Here is a 15374-nt window from a genome sequence, read left to right on the forward strand (position 1 = left end):
AGCCCATGGAATTGCTCAACGCCAGCAAACTGGCTGCTGCCTATACCCTGGGCATGGGGAGCGACGGTCGCGAATCCCTGGTCGTGGTGGCCAAGGGCACTTTCAACCTGCCACTGGATGGCCGCGTCGCGTCCCTGGCGGATGCCCAGCAGCCGCTGTTGATGGCCGATACTTTCCTGGGCGAGCCGGGGCTCAGCGCGCCGCTGCAGGAGATGGACTTCGCCCCGGTCAAGCCATGCTGCGATGTGCTGGTGCGCGGCAAGGCCTATGCACCCGCAGGCCGGCCCGTGACACAGTTGACCGCAGGCATTCGCATCGGCCGGGTCAGCAAGGCTTTTTCCGTGCTCGGTCCTCGGCAATGGCAGCAGGGAATAATGGGCGTTGCCCCAGGCGCGCCGCAGCCCTTTGTCGAGCAGGACATCTCCTACGCCCAGGCCTTCGGTGGTGCCCACCCCACGCTGAACGCCCCCGAAATGATGCGTTGCTATCCGCACAACCCGAGCGGTTGCGGTTGGTACCCCAGCGACATCGACAGTACTGGTATCGTCGCAAGACCGATGCCGAACACCGAGGAACTGGGCAAGCCGATCGACAGCCCCTCGGGGGACTTCCGGCCCATGGCCCTCGGCCCCATCGGGCGTAGCTGGCCGCAGCGGGGCCGTTTCGCCGGTACCTATGACGACGCCTGGTTGGCGGACTGCTTTCCGTTCCTGCCAGGGGATTTCGACAATCGCTACTTCCAGGCCGCCCCCGAGGACCAGCAGGCCGACTATCTGCGTGGCGGCGAAGATGTGCTGCTGCTCAATCTCACGCCTCAGGAACGCGCAGGCTTTCGCATTCCCGAGATGGATGTGCCGGTCACCTTCTTCCTGAAAAAAGGCGGCCACGAGACGGTGCGCGGGGTGATCGATACCCTGCTGATCGACACGGACGCTCGCCAGGTACAGTTGACCTGGCGTGTATCCCGGCCCCTGCGGCGCAATCTGTTCGAGATCGCCCAGGTGCTGGTCGGAACGATGCCTGCGGGCTGGTGGCGCGCCCGGGAGCTGGGCAAGGATTATTACCCATCGCTCCGCTCCCTGGTCAAAACCAGGCGGGCTTTCGAGGAGACAGACGGATGAGCGCGCTGTGCATCATCGGTTCGGGCATGGTCAGCGCGGTCGGCCTCAGCGCACCGGCGAGCTGCGCGGCGATCCGTTGCGCCATCGACAACTTCCAGGAGACCCGCTTTATCGACCGTGGTGGCGAGTGGCTGATCGCCGCCGGCGTGATGTTGGAGCAGCCCTGGCGGGGTCGCGCCAAGCTGATCAAGATGGCCGCCCGCGCCATCGCCGAGGCATTGCAGAGCGCTCCCGGCATCGATCCGCAGCAGACGCCCCTGCTACTGGGCCTGGCGGAAGCCGAGCGCCCGGGTCGCCTCGATGGCCTGGACAACAGCTTGCTGCAAGCCATCGAGGCCGAGCTGGGCCTGCGCTTTCATCCTGACTCCTGCATCATCGCCCGTGGCCGGGTCAGCGGTGCCGTGGCCCTGCTCGATGCGCGCACGCTGATCTACCAGGGGGGGCATCGCTATGTACTCGTCGCCGGGGTGGATTCTTTTCTCGCCGCACCGACCCTGGACGCCTTCGAAGACCGCCAGCGCCTGCTCACCAGCCAGAACTCCAATGGTTTCATCCCTGGTGAAGGCGCCGCCGCTGTGGTGTTGACACGCCCTGTCGCCAGCACAGAGCCGCAATTGACCTGCATCGGCCTGGGGTTCGGGATGGAAAAGGCCACGGTGGAGGCCGAAGACATGCCCCTGCGCGCCGAAGGCCTGAGTCAAGCCATACGCGCGGCCCTGGGCGAAGCCGGCTGTGGGCTGGAACAGATGGATTATCGGCTCACCGACATTTCCGGAGAACAGTACTACTTCAAGGAGGCCTCTCTTGCCTTGGGCCGTACCCTGCGGGTGCGCAAGGAGCACTTCCATCTCTGGCATCCGGCCGACTGCATCGGCGAAGTCGGCGCCGCCATCGGCCCGGCCATGCTCGCCGTGGCCCTGGCCGCCAGCCGCAAGGGATACGGCGATGGCCCGAATATCTTCTGCCATCTGGGCAACGACGCCGGCGAACGTGCTGTCGCCCTGCTCAGTTACCAGACAACGAGGGCTGCCTGATGGCGAACGAGGTCTACGCCAACAATATGGAAATATCCTGCAAGGCGGCGGACGGCAAGTCGGTGGCCTGCTTCCCGGACGTCTGTTTCACCCCGCCGCAAACCGCCGCCACTCCACTGGGGGTGCCTATCCCCTACCCCAACACCGGCTTGGCCAAGGACACCACCCGGGGCTCGCGAACGGTGAAGATCAGTGGCAAGGAAGTCATGCTCAAGGACAAGAGCTACTTCAAGACCAGTTACGGGGACGAGGCTGGAAATGCGCCGAAGAAAGGCATCATCACCAATAAAATCAAGGGAAAGGTGTATTTCACTGCCTGGTCGATGAATGTGAAGTTCGAGGGCGAGAACGTCGTCCGGAACATGGACCTGACCACCCATAACCACGGCTCGACGGCCAACACGCTGGCGTGGCCGTACCTGGACGCGGTAGCCATGGCGGACCCCGAGAATCCGTGCGTCAAGTCCGGCACCGTGAAGAAAATCAAGGCGGCCTGCCCACCGCCGGCCAAGTCATTGTCGCGCGGTGCCATCCCCGGCCCAGCCGACAACACAAGCCCGGAATGCTGTGAAGCACGCAAGTGCATGCTGGTGCCAAACTCGCCAAAGACCCGTTGTTCGAAATGTGGCGGGAAGACACCCCACCACCCGGTGCCGGTGGCAGACCTGTCGACTCCCCGGCCGATCAACCCCAAGACCGGCAAACTGAAAGTGCGCGGGGACGCCTTCGTTCCTACCTACGATCACAACAAAGCTCCCTGCGTCTGCGTGGAAGGCGCCGACCACAACTCCCGTGAGGGGCCGACCGAAAAGCTCATGCAACATGGTCGTATCGGTCGCGGCTACGTGGTCAAGCGCGATGCGATGTTGGGCGGGGCCGATGACTTCACCTACGCACAGATCAGCGACCTCGCAGCCCAGGCGGTCGCCGATGAGACTGGCTGCGACAAAGACTGCCTGAAGGCCCAGATCGACAAGGGGCACCAGGATCTGGGCGTAGGCCCGGAATCAGGCATGCGCAGGGGCGAAGTTCGCGCACCAGCCCTGGAGAAGAAGCCGAAGAATCCGGCCCCAATGATATAGAGAGCCCATCATGGATAATGAAGACTCGCTGTTTTTTACCTGCGGCCTGGTCATCAAGGCGGGCACGATCGTCGTGCCTGGGCAGTACAACTCCCTGCCGGACGAGCAAATGTCCAGGGTCGCCTTCTGCTTCGATGGAAACTGGGTCTACAACGACGTGGACGACGACGTCATAGGCGCCATCTGTTTCAGGCACAGTGACAGAAGCCTCTGGATGCTCGGACGCAAGGGCCACCTGCGTCATGTGAAAACCGGCTCGGCGGACTTCACACTCGCCAACGTCCGAGGGAAATTCGAAAACCAGCGGATCGAAACGGGCCGGCTTGGCGAACTGCTGTGCATCCGGGAAATCGCCAATGAGCTGTATATCTGCGGTCAGTCGTCCCAGGTCTACCGTCATTCGAACGGTGGCTGGGTCGGCATCAGCCCGCCGGGGGCGAAGATAGCCTCCCCCACCCTGGAAAGCCTGGATGGCCTGTCGTCCGATGATATTTATGCCGTCGGCGAAAAGGGCCTCATCATGCATTACGACGGGGCACGCTGGAGCACCCTGGACTCTGCGACCAATCGCCCGCTGTCACGGGTCCTGTGCAAGAGCGCAGAGGAGGTTTACGCCTGCGGGAACGATGGCGTGCTGCTGGTGGGCAATCGAAATCAGTGGCAGGTACTCGATACGGAACGAACCATGAATTTCTGGGACATGGCGCTGTACGACGGGCAGTTGTACATCGCCCACGTGCATGGCCTCGTTCGATATGACGGAAAAGACTTCTTCGATGTCGACACCGGCCTCCTCCCCGCGCCCGGCGCCCACAAGCTCGATGTCGGTGACGGGCTGCTTTACTCCTTTGGAGTCGACGACATTCTCAAGTTCGATGGCAGCCGGTGGGAGCGCGTGATATGCCCGCACAACACCTGAGTTCGCCTGCGGCCATCGCGGCGATGCAGTGTTCATGAGCGACTCGCTGTCTCTGGTGATCGAGCAACATGCTGAAGAAGCCAGCTTCCTTGCTGTCCTGCGCGACGATGCCTCGCGCGCGCCGCACTACGATCTGGATCACCTTGGCAAACTCGACAGCCGCCTTGACGCCCACCTCGATGGCTTGCGCATCGCAGGGCCACCTGGGCTGGAAACGCTGCTGATGCAACTCGGCCCAGACACCCTCGGCGAGATGTTCGCCAGTGTGGTGCTGGCCTTCGAGTCGGCCAATGGCAAAGTGTTGTCACGGCTCAGCGAACACCTGCGCAATGCCGCAGAAACGGAGCGCGGTTATCTGATGGCCCTGGGGTGGCTCGATTGGCAGCGGCTCTCACCCTGGATCGACCGCATGCTCGCTGCGCCTGAGCCGCTGTTTCGTCGACTCGGCCTGGCGGCCTGCGGCATGCATCGTCAGGACCCTGGCCCTGCGCTGCTGGGCGGCCTTCGCGACCCTGACCCAAGCGTGATGGCCCGGGCTGCCCGCTCCGCCGGCGAGCTGCGCCGGCGTGACCTGCTGGCCGAGATCCGCGCCCATTGCCGACACCCGGATGCGACCACGGGTTTCTGGGCCAGCTGGGCCGCCGCCCAGATGGGTGATCGGCAGGCCCTGGAGCCGCTGCGCCAGTTCGCCGAGCAACCGAGCTTTTTTCAGTACCGCGCCCTCTGCGTGTTGTTGGCGTGGCAAGAACGCGAGTCCAGCATCGCCGGGATACGCCAGTGGGTGCAGGATCCCCGGCTTCGACGTGTCGGCATCCAGGCCCTTGGGCTGCTGGGCGATCCGGTCTGCATCCCCTGGCTGATGGAACAGATGCGCGATTTGCCGTTCGCCCGTGTCGCCGGCGAAGCCTTCAGCCTGATCACTGGAGCCGACCTGGCATTGCTCGATCTGGAATTGAAGGACCTGCCGGATTTCGATGCCGGTCCGAACGATAATCCACAGGATCCGAACGTCGCCATGGACCCAGATGAAAATCTGCCCTGGCCCGATCCGCCGTCAATCGAACGCTGGTGGCAGACCCACGGCGGACAGTTCCAGTCGGGAACTCGCTACATGCTCGGACTGGTCCACAGCGAAGCCGCCTTCGGGCAGGTGCTGGTCAGGGGCCAACAGCGCCAGCGCATCGCCGCCGCCTGTGGTCTGGCACGCTTTCGGCCGGATGAAGCGCTTTTTCCCACCAGCGCCCCGGCCTGGCGGCAAAAGCGCTTGCTGGGCATGAAGCAGGCATCCGGCCCGCAGGTTTGGCCCGGTCACCTATAGTTTGCGCAACTCGCCGCCCTCCTTCTCCAAACGGGCCAGGTACGCGTCGGCATCCAGCAACTGATAGGGAAAGTAGAGCCCTGGCGGCGTTGGCGGTTGGCCGTCCAAGCCGAGCAGCCGCTCCAGGGTCATTGCGACGCTGAGGCCGGTCAGCGGTGCTGCGCCTGCCGGGTGCACGACGGCATGACGGGTGCGCAGTGGTTTACCCACCAGGTCCTCGCCAGACAGTTCGATGATGATCTCGGTGGACTTCGGCCGGCCCTGGCGTCGAGTCGAGCTCACCCCGGTGCCCATGTTGAACTGCACATTGGGGGCGCCCGTGGCCGCCCCCAGGCCGACGACATCGATGGACGAGAAACCGGAGGCCTGGATTGGCGTGCCATCCACCGCGTGAAAGCTGACCCTGGCGTCCTCGCCTTCGCGCCAGACATAGACGCCATCGCGCCGTGTCAGCGCGGCCGGCAGCATTTTATTCAGGTGCTCGAAGTCGGTGGCGACAGTCGGGCCTCCGGTGTCCTGCTCATCCACCAGCGCGTGGAGGCTGATGTCCTGGACCCGGCTGAAGGCCCGGGCAATGCGCAGCGTCGCCACCGTCGTCGCCCCTGCCATCCATTCGTAGCCGAGGACAATGGGCGAGGCCTCGGGTGTGTGCATGTACGTCGCGATTTCCGGCGCGATCTCGAAGACACCGGAAGAAATGCTGAGGTGCGGCACCCGGCATTTCTGCGCATAACGCAGTCCCGCCAGGGCGTGGTCCATGTAGAAGATCACGACGGCGCTGACCTGGCGCTCACCGAGGCCCAGGTCCTGGGCGCGGGAATCGATCACCACTCCCTGCGCCCCGCCAATTTCCTCTGCGGTGCGCTGGGCCTTGGCAAGATCGCGGCCGCCAATCAGCAGCGGCACGTCCGGGTAAGCGGCGCGCAGCGCCCGGGCAGTCTGATGACCAATGGCGCCAGAGCCGCCCATGAACAAGATTGGATCAAGTGACATCGTATGCTCTCCTTTTCGGGGTCAGTCACCCAATAGCAGAAGCGTCTTGGGGTCGGGTTCGCCGCAATAGAACTGATCGAGGGCTCGCTGGTACACAGGGGAATCGGGCTGGGCATGGACGAACAGTGTGAGGCAGGAGCGAAACTTCAGGTCGTCGGGCGAGCCGAACAGCTGCCCGGCGCTTATATCGCGGTGCTCCAGGACAGTGTTCACACACTGCTCCAGCCGGGGGCCTAGTACCTCGTGCTGCAGATATGCGCGTGCTTCGGCAAGGCCGGAGATGGCGAACCGAGCTGCCATCGCGGAACGACCCAGGCCTTGCAGTTGAGGAAAGATGAACCACATCCAGTGACTCGTTTTGCGCCCGGCGCGCAGTTCATCCATGACACGACTGAACACAGGGCGCTGGGCTTCGACGAACCGGGACAGGTCAAAGGTGTCGTGCATGCTCGTTGTGCCTCCATCGGTGAACGCGCCTGATCGGCATCTTGACACCAGGCGCTGTCTGAACGACCTGCGCGGTTGGCCAGGCGAGCAGCGCCTAGCCGTCGGACCGACGCCGACTGCCGCCCGGTCCCGCGTTCTTTATTTGTTCGATATTTTCCAGAAAGGTTTTAAGGATGGGCGATGGATTATCGGTCCGGTACCCCACCGCCAGATCAATGGTCGGTCGGGTGCCCTTGAGCTGTCGGCTCACGATGGTCCAGGGAAGCAGCGGCTCGACGTACGCCGGCAGGATGGCGACGCCCCGGGTGGAGCTGATCAATGAAATACCGGTGCCATAGTCATCCAGCCAGTAGGAAGAGCTGACCTGCACGTTGCAACTGGCGAAATATTGCGCGATGACGTCGCGCAGTACATGGGGGATCTCGGAACAGCCGATGAACGTCTCCCTGGCCAGCTCGGCAGGGTCGATATCGCCCACACTGGCCAGGCGATGGTCGTTCGGCATGATGACCAGCAGCGGCTCCTTGGCGACCACCTCGTAACGCACATCCGGGCGAGGCTCCACGCGCAGGAAACCCAGATCGACGTCGCCTCGCTGAATGGCGTCGGCCAATGAGGGCGACTGCAGGCTGATGACCTTGAATTCGATGTTGGGCAGTTCGTGGCGAAGCAAGCCGGTCACACTGGGCAACCAGTCCGCCTCCTGCCCCGTAAGGAAACCCACCGAAAACACTTTCTTCGCTGGCCGCGCCGCCCGTCGTGCAGCCGCCACCGCCTCTTGCGCATGGCTGAGGGCGAGCCTGGCCTGATCCAGGAACGCGGCGCCCGCTGGCGTCAGCTCGACCCCCCTGGCCTTGCGGACAAACAGCTCCGCGCCGACCTCCAGCTCCAGATCGCGCAATTGCCGGCTCAGGGACGGCTGCGCGGTGTGAAGGCGCTTGGTTGCCGCGGACGTCAGGTTGCCCTCCTCGGCAACGGCCACGAAATAACGAAGATGACGCAGTTCCATTCAGCGATGCCTCCGGGGCATGGGGGAGGACAGACAAAGTCTTTCTAAAAAACACTGTCGTTCTCTAAAGTCTGGGCAACGGAGCGAGATCCCTCGCCCGTCGAAAAAAACGCCAGTCACGCAAGGGGAAGAAGATCATGACACCCACTCATCCACCCCGGGTCCTGATGATTGCAGCCAAGGGCTTCGAAGATTCGGAGCTTTTCGATGTCCGTACCGCGCTCGCTGACGCCGGCGCGCAAGTCTACCTTGCCTCGATCGATAAAGAGCCGATCAAGGGTGTGGTCTGGGACGCCGCCACCGGTGTGTCCGCGCCCTCTGCTCAATCGATCACGCCTGACAAGACCTTGGAACAGGTCTCGGTGGACGACTATGAAGCGCTGGTGCTTCCAGGTGGCCTGGTCAACCCGGACATTTTGCGGACGATCCCGGCGGCCGTGGAAATCGTGCAGCAATTCATGGGGCGAAACAAGGTCGTTGCGGCCCTCTGCCATGCTCCCTGGCTATTGGTGGAGGCTGACGTCCTGCGGGGCCGGACGTTGACCGGCTGGCGATCCATCCGGCGCGACCTGCTCAACGCTGGCGCAACGGTGGTGGATCAGGAGGTGGTGGTGGACGGCAACCTGATTTCCAGTCGCATGCCTTCCGACATCCCGGCGTTCTCCAATGCCATCAAGCACGCGCTGGGCCTTGTCGCCGCATGACTGACGGTGACTGGCTCAACGTTCTCTCTACGATTGATTCAACAGCCCAAGAGGATAACTCCATGAACAAGATCGCACTGGTGACCGGCGCCAGCCGTGGCCTGGGGCGCAATGCCGCGCTTGCCATCGCCCGAAAGGGACATGACGTGGTCGTCACCTACCGCAACGGCGAGGCCGAAGCTCGCCAGGTCGTCGCAGAAATCGAACGCCTCGGGCAGGCGGCTATTGCGCTGAAACTCGACGTCGGTGACGTGTCCAGCTTTGCTGCGTTCGCCACCGCGCTGTCCAGTGCACTGCATGAAGTCTGGGGTCGAGCCGATTTCGACTTTCTCATCAATAATGCGGGGCACGGCGCCATGGCGGCGTTTGCAGAAACCACCGAACAACAGTTCGACGATCTCTTCAACGTTCATGTCAAAGGCGTGTTCTTCCTGACCCAGGCGCTCTTGCCGCTGATCAGGGACGGCGGGCGTATCGTCAACTATTCATCGGGCCTGACGCGAGTGTCCTTTCCAGGCTTTTCAGCCTATGCCGCGGCCAAGGGGGCGGTCGAAATCCTCACTGTGTACCTGGCCAGGGAACTGGGCAGCCGAGGGATCACCGTGGATACCGTTGCTCCTGGCGCTATCGCCACCGACTTCCTCGGCGGCGCCGTGCGCGACATGCCCGATCTCAATGCGCAGTTCGCCGGGATGACGGCGCTCGGTCGGGTAGGTGTCCCGGACGACATCGGCCCGATGGTCGCCAGCCTGCTGGCCGAGGATAACCGCTGGGTCACGGGGCAGCGTATCGAGGTGTCCGGCGGGCAGGTCATCTGATTCCAGGCGTGGGCAGCGTGTCCTGCTGGCCATACTGCCCTCACCTACGATCGCTGCCGGCCGCGTGAGTCGCAACCGGCGGTGCCCGTTTTCGTCCGGCAGCCCTGGCTCAGGCCGTCTGTTCCTGCTTCAAGCGCTTGAGCAGCGCCTGGGCCGCGGCTTCGGAGGACGCGGGGTTCTGGCCGGTGATCAGGTGCCCATCCTCGACGATATGGCTGGCCCAATCCGCAGCCTTGATATAGTCCCCTCCCTTGGCCTTGAGCATGTCTTCCACCAGGAACGGCACCACCTGTGTCAGCCCCACCGCCTCCTCTTCGGAGTTGGTGAACCCGGTGACTTTCTTACCCTCCACTACAGGCCGTCCGTCCGGTGCGTTGACGTTCTTGAATACCCCAGGCGCGTGGCAGACCGCCGCGATGGGTTTGTTCGATGCATAGAACGCTTCGAGGAGGGTCTTGGAGTCGCTGTCCTCGGCCAGGTCCCACAGCGGTCCATGGCCTCCTGGATAGAACACCGCGTCGAAGTCGTAAGGGTCCACCTCCCCCAACGGCACCGTGTTGGCCAAGGCCGCCTGGGCCTTGGTATCCGCATCGAAGCGACGGGTGGCATCGGTTTGGGCATCCTCTTCATTGCTCTTGGGGTCCAGCGGCGGCTGCCCGCCCTTGGGAGAAGCAAGCGTGACCGCAGCGTTGGCATCGACGAACACGTAGTACGGAGCGGCGAACTCTTCCAGCCAGAAGCCGGTCTTCTTGCCGGTGTCGCCCAACTGATCGTGAGATGTGAGGACCATCAGAATGTTCATGTGAATCCAGCCTCCAGGTCTGAACGGGCGAACGGTGTCCACCCTGCATTACTCTCAGAGGCTGTGTCGCGGCAGACGTTCAAGCGGATGTAGCGAACGCCCCTTCGCTTGCGTCACCGTCCTACCAGAGCGCGACGTCATAGGTGAAGTAGATGCGGTTGCTGTCCCGCCCCCGTGAAAAATCCGAACGGTAGACATAATTGCGCAGCTTCACGCCCACCCCCTTGAAGATGCCTTGCTGGACGACATAAGCGATTTCGGCATCCCGTTCCCATTCCCTTACGGCACTGCCGGACTTGCCGTCGCTGCCGCTGAGGTAGCGGCTGGAAAATGTCAGGCCAGGCACGCCAAGACGGGCAAAGTCATAGCCATAGCCGGCCATCCAGGTCTTCTCGTCTTCTTCAATGAACTTGCCAATGCCGACATTGCTGAAGGAATAGACGGTGGCGCCGCTGATATATGGCAAGCCGGCTTCGCCGCTGAGCTTCTGGTAGCCGGCGCTGAACGTATGACCGACCACGGCGTAGGACAGCTGGCCGCTGAACATATCGTTGTCGATCCTGCCGCTGTAGGCCGAACCTGAGTCGACGCTGTTGAAATAGCGCAGGTCGCTGGTCAGAACCCCGGCGCCCAGTGCCAGGTCATGCTGGATACCGGCGTAGTTCTGTCGATAGAAGTTCTCGAGCTCACCGAAGAAATAGCTCAAGCGGATAGCCTTGCCCAGCTTGTAATCGGCGCCGGCATAGCTGAAGTCGCCAGCCTCGTTGCCGCTGTAGCCGTCAGGCACGATCGGCATGCTGTCGGCGGAGTCCCGCAGCTTGAAACGCTCAAGATGGCCGGCAGTGAGCGCAAGATTGTCGATGTCGGTGCTGTTGATCTGCGTGCCCTGGTAAGTCTGGGGCAACAGTCGTGCATCGTTGTAGACCAGCACCGGGGTCTTGGGCAGCAAGGTGCCGTACTTGACCGTGGTCCTGGCAATCCGGGCCTTGGCGGTCATGCCCGCGCTGGCGAACTCATCGGCGGCACGACCATCGTCATGCACCGGCAGCAGGCCGCTGCCACTGCGCCCGCGTCCCGAGTCGAGCTTGACCCCGAGCAGCCCCAGGGCATCGACGCCAAAACCGACGAAACCCGGCGTGAACCCAGACTGGTAATCCAGCAGGAAGCCTTGGGCCCACTCGGTGCGCTCGCTCTTGGCCGTGCGCGCCGCTCGCGGACTCAGGCCCTGCTCGTCGCGAAAATTCTCGTTGAAATAGACGTTGCGCAGCTGCAGCTTGAGCTTGCTGTCGTCGACGAAACCTTCGGCGTTGGCCGCGGCCAGCGGCATCAGGGCGAGCATGGGAAGCAAAGCCCCACGGGTGGCAAAAATGGTCATATCAAGCTTCTCGTTGTTGTTATTGGACGTGCAGCCCGGCGCACACCTCGACGGCGAGGTGTGTCAGGCAGGAAGGCGCAAGGGTCGGGTCGATCAGGAAAACAGCGTCAACGCCCCGGTCAGCAGGGCCAGCGCGGTAATCACCAGGGAAGTGAGCACGGCCCACTTGACGGTGGCTTTCTGGAAATCCCCCAGGTCGCGATCGACCATGCCCACCAACAACAGGGTCGAAGCCACCAGCGGACTCATCAGGTGCACCGGCTGACCGAGAATGGAGGCCCGTGCGATTTCCACCGGATCGATCCCGTAGGCCGCCGCGGCGTTGGCCAGGATCGGCACCACGCCAAAGTAATAGGCATCGTTGGACAGGACGAAGGTCAGCGGCATGCTGGTGATCGCAACCACCAGCGGGAACAGATGTCCCCAGGATGGCGGGATCCAGTCGACCAGGGTCTGCGCCAGCGCGTCGACCATTTTTGTCCCGGAAAAAATCCCGGCGAAGATGCCTGCGGCAAACACCAGCAGCACCACCGTCATGGCATTGCCCGAGTGGGCAAGAATGCGTTCTTTCTGAATATCCAGTTGCGGATAGTTGATCATCAGCGCCAGGACGAAACCGATCAGGAACAGGATCGCCGAATGCATGAGCCCCATCACCAGGGCGACCATCACCGCGATCACCAGCAGCAGGTTGACGTAGGCCAGTTTCGGACGCTTGTGCGGGGTGTCTTCGATGATCGCCTTGATATAGCAATCCCCACCACCGCTCTGCAACTGGATGTTACCGATGCGCTTGCGCTCGGCGCGGCCCAGCACAAAGGCCGTGAACACCACCCACATGGCCCCGCCGATCATGGTCGGCAACAGCGGTACGAAATAGTCGCCGGCATCCAGGCCCAGGGCCGCGATCGCGCGGGTCGCCGGCCCGCCCCAGGGCGTCATGCCGCTCATGATGCTCAACGAAAGCATCGCCACGGTCGCCAGGATCATGGGGTTCATGCCGATACGCTTGTACAGGGGCAGCATGGCGGCGCAGGTAATCATGTAGGTCGTCGTGCCGTCACCGTCCAGTGCCACCACCAGCGACAGCAGTGCCGTACCCACGGCGATTTTCATCGGATCGCCATTGACGCGCTTGAGGATCTTGCGGATCAACGGATCGAACAGGCCGGCGTCGATCATCAGGCCAAAGAACAGGATCGCGAAAAGCAACAGCGCAGCCGAAGGAGCGACCATCTTCAAGCCGTCCAGCATCATCTTGCCGGTGGTCCCGCCAAAGCCGCCGATGACCGCAAAGACGATTGGCACCACCGTCAAGGCCACGATGGGCGACAGCCGTTTGGTCATTATCAGGAAGGTGAAGACCACCACCATGGCCAAGCCAAGTAAAGCGAGCATATGTCAGATCTCTTGTTGTTATTCAGTAGCCTTACCAACATCCGGGCGCACGGCTCCAACCTGCCAGGCAATAGGCTGAGTGTGCCTGGCAGAGGTCATTCATGTCGTCCCGCCCTGATATTGAATTTGCCGTGCCCGGCTAGGTGTGTTGCGCGACTTTCATGGCATCACCCATTCTTGCAATTGTGCTGATGCAACGACCCGGCAGCCGGCTAACCCGCCAGCCGGTGCGAAGCCTTGGCGTAGACGAAACCGGAAAAGAGCCGGCGTGCGGTACGCACCACCGAGGCGCGGATGGTCTCCCCGTGTTCGCCGACGTAGGACAGAACGACATCGATCGCACCGCTCGGGTGCTCGATGCGAACCCGCTGCAAGCGAGGCTCGCCTGGGCCGCCGGTCAGTCGTGCGGCGACGCTGCCTTCGGTTACACACGCGGTGGCAAGGCCGATGGAGCCTGTGATCGCCAGCGCCCGATGACAGTTGTGTGGCATGAAATAACGCACCTGCAGTGTCCCGCCGGAGCTGGCTGGCGACACCAGGACCGGCTTGGGAATCACCTTGTCGCTGACGTCCCCCAGGCCCATGGCCAGGCCGGCCTTGAGCCGCAGGGATTCAAGGCGCTGCAGGAAGTCGTGGTCGGCATCCAGTTCGGCGGGGCTTTCGTCGCCGCGCTTGCCGAGCTGGCTGGCCTCGACGATCACCATGGGCATCGCCATATCGATGCAGGTCACCGGGATGCCGTCGATCAGGTCCAGCACCTGGCCGGTGGGAAACAGTTTGCCCGTCTTGCTGCCGGCCGCATCCAGGAATGTCAGTTGCACTGGCGCGGCGGTGCCCGGTACGCCATCGATGGCCGTGTCGCCTTCATAGCTGACCTTGCCCCCAGGGGTCTGCACCTCGGAAACGACGAAAGTCCCGGTATTGAGATTGCGAATGCGCACCCGAGTCAGGTCGCCACCGGCCTTGACCAACCCTTGTTCGATGGCAAAGGGACCCACCGCACAGAGCATGTTGCCGCAGTTGGGCGCGGTGTCGACCCGACGCTGGGAAACCATCACCTGGACGAACAGGTAATCGACGTCCGCCTCGGGGTGCAGCGAGGGGCTGACGATCGCCACCTTGCTGGTTTGCGGGCTGCCCCCCCCGATGCCGTCGATCTCCAGTTCATGGCCGGAACCCATCAGATCGAGCAGCAGCTCGTCACGCTCGGTGACGGAGGCCGGCAGATCCCAGGCGAGAAAGACCGGTCCTTTGGAGGTACCGCCGCGCATGAGCACACAAGGAATACGTTGCATGAACACTAACTCTTGTTGATCAATCTGGATAATTGATGTTCTGAAGGCAAGAGTGGCAGGGTTTAAAAAGTGTTTCCAATGCAAAGATCGGCGCGTTTATTGCGTTTTACAAATGAATAGCCTTAGGATGATTTGCAAGACACGTCGCGAGCTTGAGTGGAACCTGCATGGAATATGAACTTCAGGACATACGATCTTTCGTCAAGATCGCCGAACTTGGCAGCTTTCACGAAGCAGCCGATGCACTGCACCTGTCACAGCCGGCGCTGAGCCGACGGATGAAAAAACTCGAGGAAGGGTTGGGGACGGCTTTGCTGGATCGCACCACCCGCAAGGTCAGCCTGACCAGTGTCGGCCGTGATTTCCTGCCCAAGGCGCGGCGCCTGCTGGACGATTTCGACGATTCGATCCTCAACATCCGCGAGTTGGCGCAGCGGCAGATCGGCCGGGTGACCCTGGCGTGCATCCCAACGGCCGCCTTCTACTTCCTGCCCTCGGTGATCCGCCTGTACAACGAGCGTTATCCGAAGATCCGCATACGCCTGCTGGACCTGAGTGCCAACGAAGGTTTGGAGGCGGTCCTGCGCGGCGAAGCCGACTTCGGCATCAACATGATGAGCGGCCAGCACCCGGACATCGAATTCGTGCCGCTGGTCAACGAACCCTTCGTCCTGGCGTGCCGCCGCGATCATGAACTGGCAGGACGCAGCGCCGTCACCTGGTCGGAACTGAGCGACTACCGACTGATCGGCGTGGGACGACTGAGCGGTAACCGGATGCTGCTCGATCATGCCTTGTCGGGCCTGAGCTGGCGCCCCCAGTGGTTTTACGAAGTACAACACCTGTCCACGTCGCTGGGGTTGGTCGAGGCTGGCCTTGGCGTGTCGGCGATGCCCAGCCTGGCGATGCCGGCCGGAGACCACCCGACACTGGTCAGCGTACCGCTGGTGGAGCCGGTGGTGAACCGCTCACTGGGGCTGGTCTATCGACGCGGCGCGTCACTGTCCCCTGCCGCCGAGAAATTCGTCTCGATTCTGCTCGAGCAGTGGCCACAGTGAG

At 62.7% G+C, this 15374-nt stretch carries 15 protein-coding genes; 8 read left to right on the plus strand and 7 right to left on the minus strand.

The genetic code is table 11. From position 1 onward, the window contains the following. Positions 1 to 5 precede the first annotated feature (5 nt). The 5 genes from BW992_RS20540 to BW992_RS20565 are packed head-to-tail and all read left to right on the plus strand — an operon-like array spanning position 6 to position 5474. Positions 6 to 1121 carry a DUF2169 family type VI secretion system accessory protein gene (locus BW992_RS20540; RefSeq protein ID WP_076407021.1) on the plus strand — a complete coding sequence of 372 codons (1116 nt, stop codon included), beginning with the start codon at positions 6 to 8 and terminating at the stop codon, positions 1119 to 1121. After that, positions 1118 to 2155 carry a beta-ketoacyl synthase N-terminal-like domain-containing protein gene (locus tag BW992_RS20545; protein WP_072431253.1) on the plus strand — a complete coding sequence of 346 codons (1038 nt, stop codon included), beginning with the start codon at positions 1118 to 1120 and terminating at the stop codon, positions 2153 to 2155. The genes BW992_RS20540 and BW992_RS20545 overlap by 4 nt, the downstream gene beginning before the upstream one ends. Continuing rightward, positions 2155 to 3237 carry a PAAR-like domain-containing protein gene (locus tag BW992_RS26805; protein ID WP_083526348.1) on the plus strand — a complete coding sequence of 361 codons (1083 nt, stop codon included), beginning with the start codon at positions 2155 to 2157 and terminating at the stop codon, positions 3235 to 3237. The genes BW992_RS20545 and BW992_RS26805 overlap by 1 nt, the downstream gene beginning before the upstream one ends. A 10-nt stretch (positions 3238 to 3247) precedes the next feature. Then, on the plus strand, positions 3248 to 4156 hold the full coding sequence (locus BW992_RS20560; protein WP_076407022.1) for a WD40/YVTN/BNR-like repeat-containing protein: 909 nt from the start codon (positions 3248 to 3250) through the stop codon (positions 4154 to 4156). Between the two features lie 34 nt (positions 4157 to 4190). Further along, positions 4191 to 5474 (plus strand): TIGR02270 family protein, encoded by a 1284-nt coding sequence (locus tag BW992_RS20565; protein ID WP_072458903.1) that lies wholly within the window; start codon positions 4191 to 4193, stop codon positions 5472 to 5474. Here the strand turns inward: BW992_RS20565 and BW992_RS20570 are convergent. From BW992_RS20570 to BW992_RS20580, 3 genes are all read right to left on the minus strand, one after another. Continuing rightward, the gene (locus tag BW992_RS20570; RefSeq protein WP_072431256.1) at positions 5469 to 6467 is read right to left on the minus strand and encodes a saccharopine dehydrogenase; all 999 of its coding nucleotides are present in this window, start codon (positions 6465 to 6467) and stop codon (positions 5469 to 5471) included. The genes BW992_RS20565 and BW992_RS20570 overlap by 6 nt on opposite strands. A gap of 21 nt (positions 6468 to 6488) precedes the next feature. Next, positions 6489 to 6914 (minus strand): DUF1810 domain-containing protein, encoded by a 426-nt coding sequence (locus BW992_RS20575; protein ID WP_072391811.1) that lies wholly within the window; start codon positions 6912 to 6914, stop codon positions 6489 to 6491. Positions 6915 to 7008: 94 nt separating this feature from the next. Continuing rightward, complete coding sequence (locus BW992_RS20580) at positions 7009 to 7923, minus strand: LysR substrate-binding domain-containing protein (protein ID WP_072391807.1); 915 nt, start codon at positions 7921 to 7923, stop codon at positions 7009 to 7011. Between the two features lie 137 nt (positions 7924 to 8060). On the opposite strand from BW992_RS20580, the gene BW992_RS20585 reads away from it, so the two are divergent. Further along, a complete protein-coding gene (locus tag BW992_RS20585) occupies positions 8061 to 8627 on the plus strand; it encodes a type 1 glutamine amidotransferase domain-containing protein (RefSeq protein WP_072391804.1) in 567 nt (188 codons plus the stop codon). 62 nt (positions 8628 to 8689) lie between these two features. Next, positions 8690 to 9445 carry an SDR family NAD(P)-dependent oxidoreductase gene (locus BW992_RS20590; RefSeq protein ID WP_076407023.1) on the plus strand — a complete coding sequence of 252 codons (756 nt, stop codon included), beginning with the start codon at positions 8690 to 8692 and terminating at the stop codon, positions 9443 to 9445. A 109-nt stretch (positions 9446 to 9554) separates the two neighbouring features. On the opposite strand, the gene BW992_RS20595 is transcribed toward BW992_RS20590, so the two are convergent. The 4 genes from BW992_RS20595 to BW992_RS20610 all read right to left on the minus strand — a co-directional run bounded on the left by BW992_RS20595 (position 9555) and on the right by BW992_RS20610 (position 14315). After that, entirely contained in the window at positions 9555 to 10247 is a 693-nt protein-coding gene (locus tag BW992_RS20595; protein WP_072391798.1) for a type 1 glutamine amidotransferase domain-containing protein, read from the minus strand. A 121-nt stretch (positions 10248 to 10368) separates the two neighbouring features. After that, a complete protein-coding gene (locus BW992_RS20600; protein ID WP_076407024.1) occupies positions 10369 to 11622 on the minus strand; it encodes an OprD family porin in 1254 nt (417 codons plus the stop codon). A gap of 93 nt (positions 11623 to 11715) precedes the next feature. Further along, positions 11716 to 13020 (minus strand): CitMHS family transporter, encoded by a 1305-nt coding sequence (locus BW992_RS20605; protein WP_076407025.1) that lies wholly within the window; start codon positions 13018 to 13020, stop codon positions 11716 to 11718. Between the two features lie 212 nt (positions 13021 to 13232). Continuing rightward, positions 13233 to 14315, minus strand: a complete 1083-nt coding sequence (locus BW992_RS20610; protein ID WP_072431260.1) for a 4-oxalomesaconate tautomerase — start codon at positions 14313 to 14315, stop codon at positions 13233 to 13235. 167 nt (positions 14316 to 14482) lie between these two features. Between BW992_RS20610 and BW992_RS20615 the strand changes: the two genes are divergently transcribed. Next, positions 14483 to 15373 (plus strand): LysR family transcriptional regulator, encoded by an 891-nt coding sequence (locus tag BW992_RS20615; RefSeq protein ID WP_076407026.1) that lies wholly within the window; start codon positions 14483 to 14485, stop codon positions 15371 to 15373. The last annotated feature ends 1 nt before the right edge of the window (position 15374 follow it).

This window comes from Pseudomonas sp. 7SR1 (assembly GCF_900156465.1).
In the GTDB taxonomy this organism is placed as follows: Bacteria; Pseudomonadota; Gammaproteobacteria; order Pseudomonadales; family Pseudomonadaceae; genus Aquipseudomonas.

What these genes read in the sequence shown, in the direction of transcription:
- BW992_RS20540 (WP_076407021.1), top strand. Translation starts at nt 6, where the DNA reads ATGGAATTGCTCAACGCCAGCAAACTGGCTGCTGCCTATACCCTGGGC.
- BW992_RS20545 (WP_072431253.1), top strand. Translation starts at nt 1,118, where the DNA reads ATGAGCGCGCTGTGCATCATCGGTTCGGGCATGGTCAGCGCGGTCGGC.
- BW992_RS26805 (WP_083526348.1), top strand. Translation starts at nt 2,155, where the DNA reads ATGGCGAACGAGGTCTACGCCAACAATATGGAAATATCCTGCAAGGCG.
- BW992_RS20560 (WP_076407022.1), top strand. Translation starts at nt 3,248, where the DNA reads ATGGATAATGAAGACTCGCTGTTTTTTACCTGCGGCCTGGTCATCAAG.
- BW992_RS20565 (WP_072458903.1), top strand. Translation starts at nt 4,191, where the DNA reads ATGAGCGACTCGCTGTCTCTGGTGATCGAGCAACATGCTGAAGAAGCC.
- BW992_RS20570 (WP_072431256.1), bottom strand. Translation starts at nt 6,467, where the DNA reads ATGTCACTTGATCCAATCTTGTTCATGGGCGGCTCTGGCGCCATTGGT.
- BW992_RS20575 (WP_072391811.1), bottom strand. Translation starts at nt 6,914, where the DNA reads ATGCACGACACCTTTGACCTGTCCCGGTTCGTCGAAGCCCAGCGCCCT.
- BW992_RS20580 (WP_072391807.1), bottom strand. Translation starts at nt 7,923, where the DNA reads ATGGAACTGCGTCATCTTCGTTATTTCGTGGCCGTTGCCGAGGAGGGC.
- BW992_RS20585 (WP_072391804.1), top strand. Translation starts at nt 8,061, where the DNA reads ATGACACCCACTCATCCACCCCGGGTCCTGATGATTGCAGCCAAGGGC.
- BW992_RS20590 (WP_076407023.1), top strand. Translation starts at nt 8,690, where the DNA reads ATGAACAAGATCGCACTGGTGACCGGCGCCAGCCGTGGCCTGGGGCGC.
- BW992_RS20595 (WP_072391798.1), bottom strand. Translation starts at nt 10,247, where the DNA reads ATGAACATTCTGATGGTCCTCACATCTCACGATCAGTTGGGCGACACC.
- BW992_RS20600 (WP_076407024.1), bottom strand. Translation starts at nt 11,622, where the DNA reads ATGACCATTTTTGCCACCCGTGGGGCTTTGCTTCCCATGCTCGCCCTG.
- BW992_RS20605 (WP_076407025.1), bottom strand. Translation starts at nt 13,020, where the DNA reads ATGCTCGCTTTACTTGGCTTGGCCATGGTGGTGGTCTTCACCTTCCTG.
- BW992_RS20610 (WP_072431260.1), bottom strand. Translation starts at nt 14,315, where the DNA reads ATGCAACGTATTCCTTGTGTGCTCATGCGCGGCGGTACCTCCAAAGGA.
- BW992_RS20615 (WP_076407026.1), top strand. Translation starts at nt 14,483, where the DNA reads ATGGAATATGAACTTCAGGACATACGATCTTTCGTCAAGATCGCCGAA.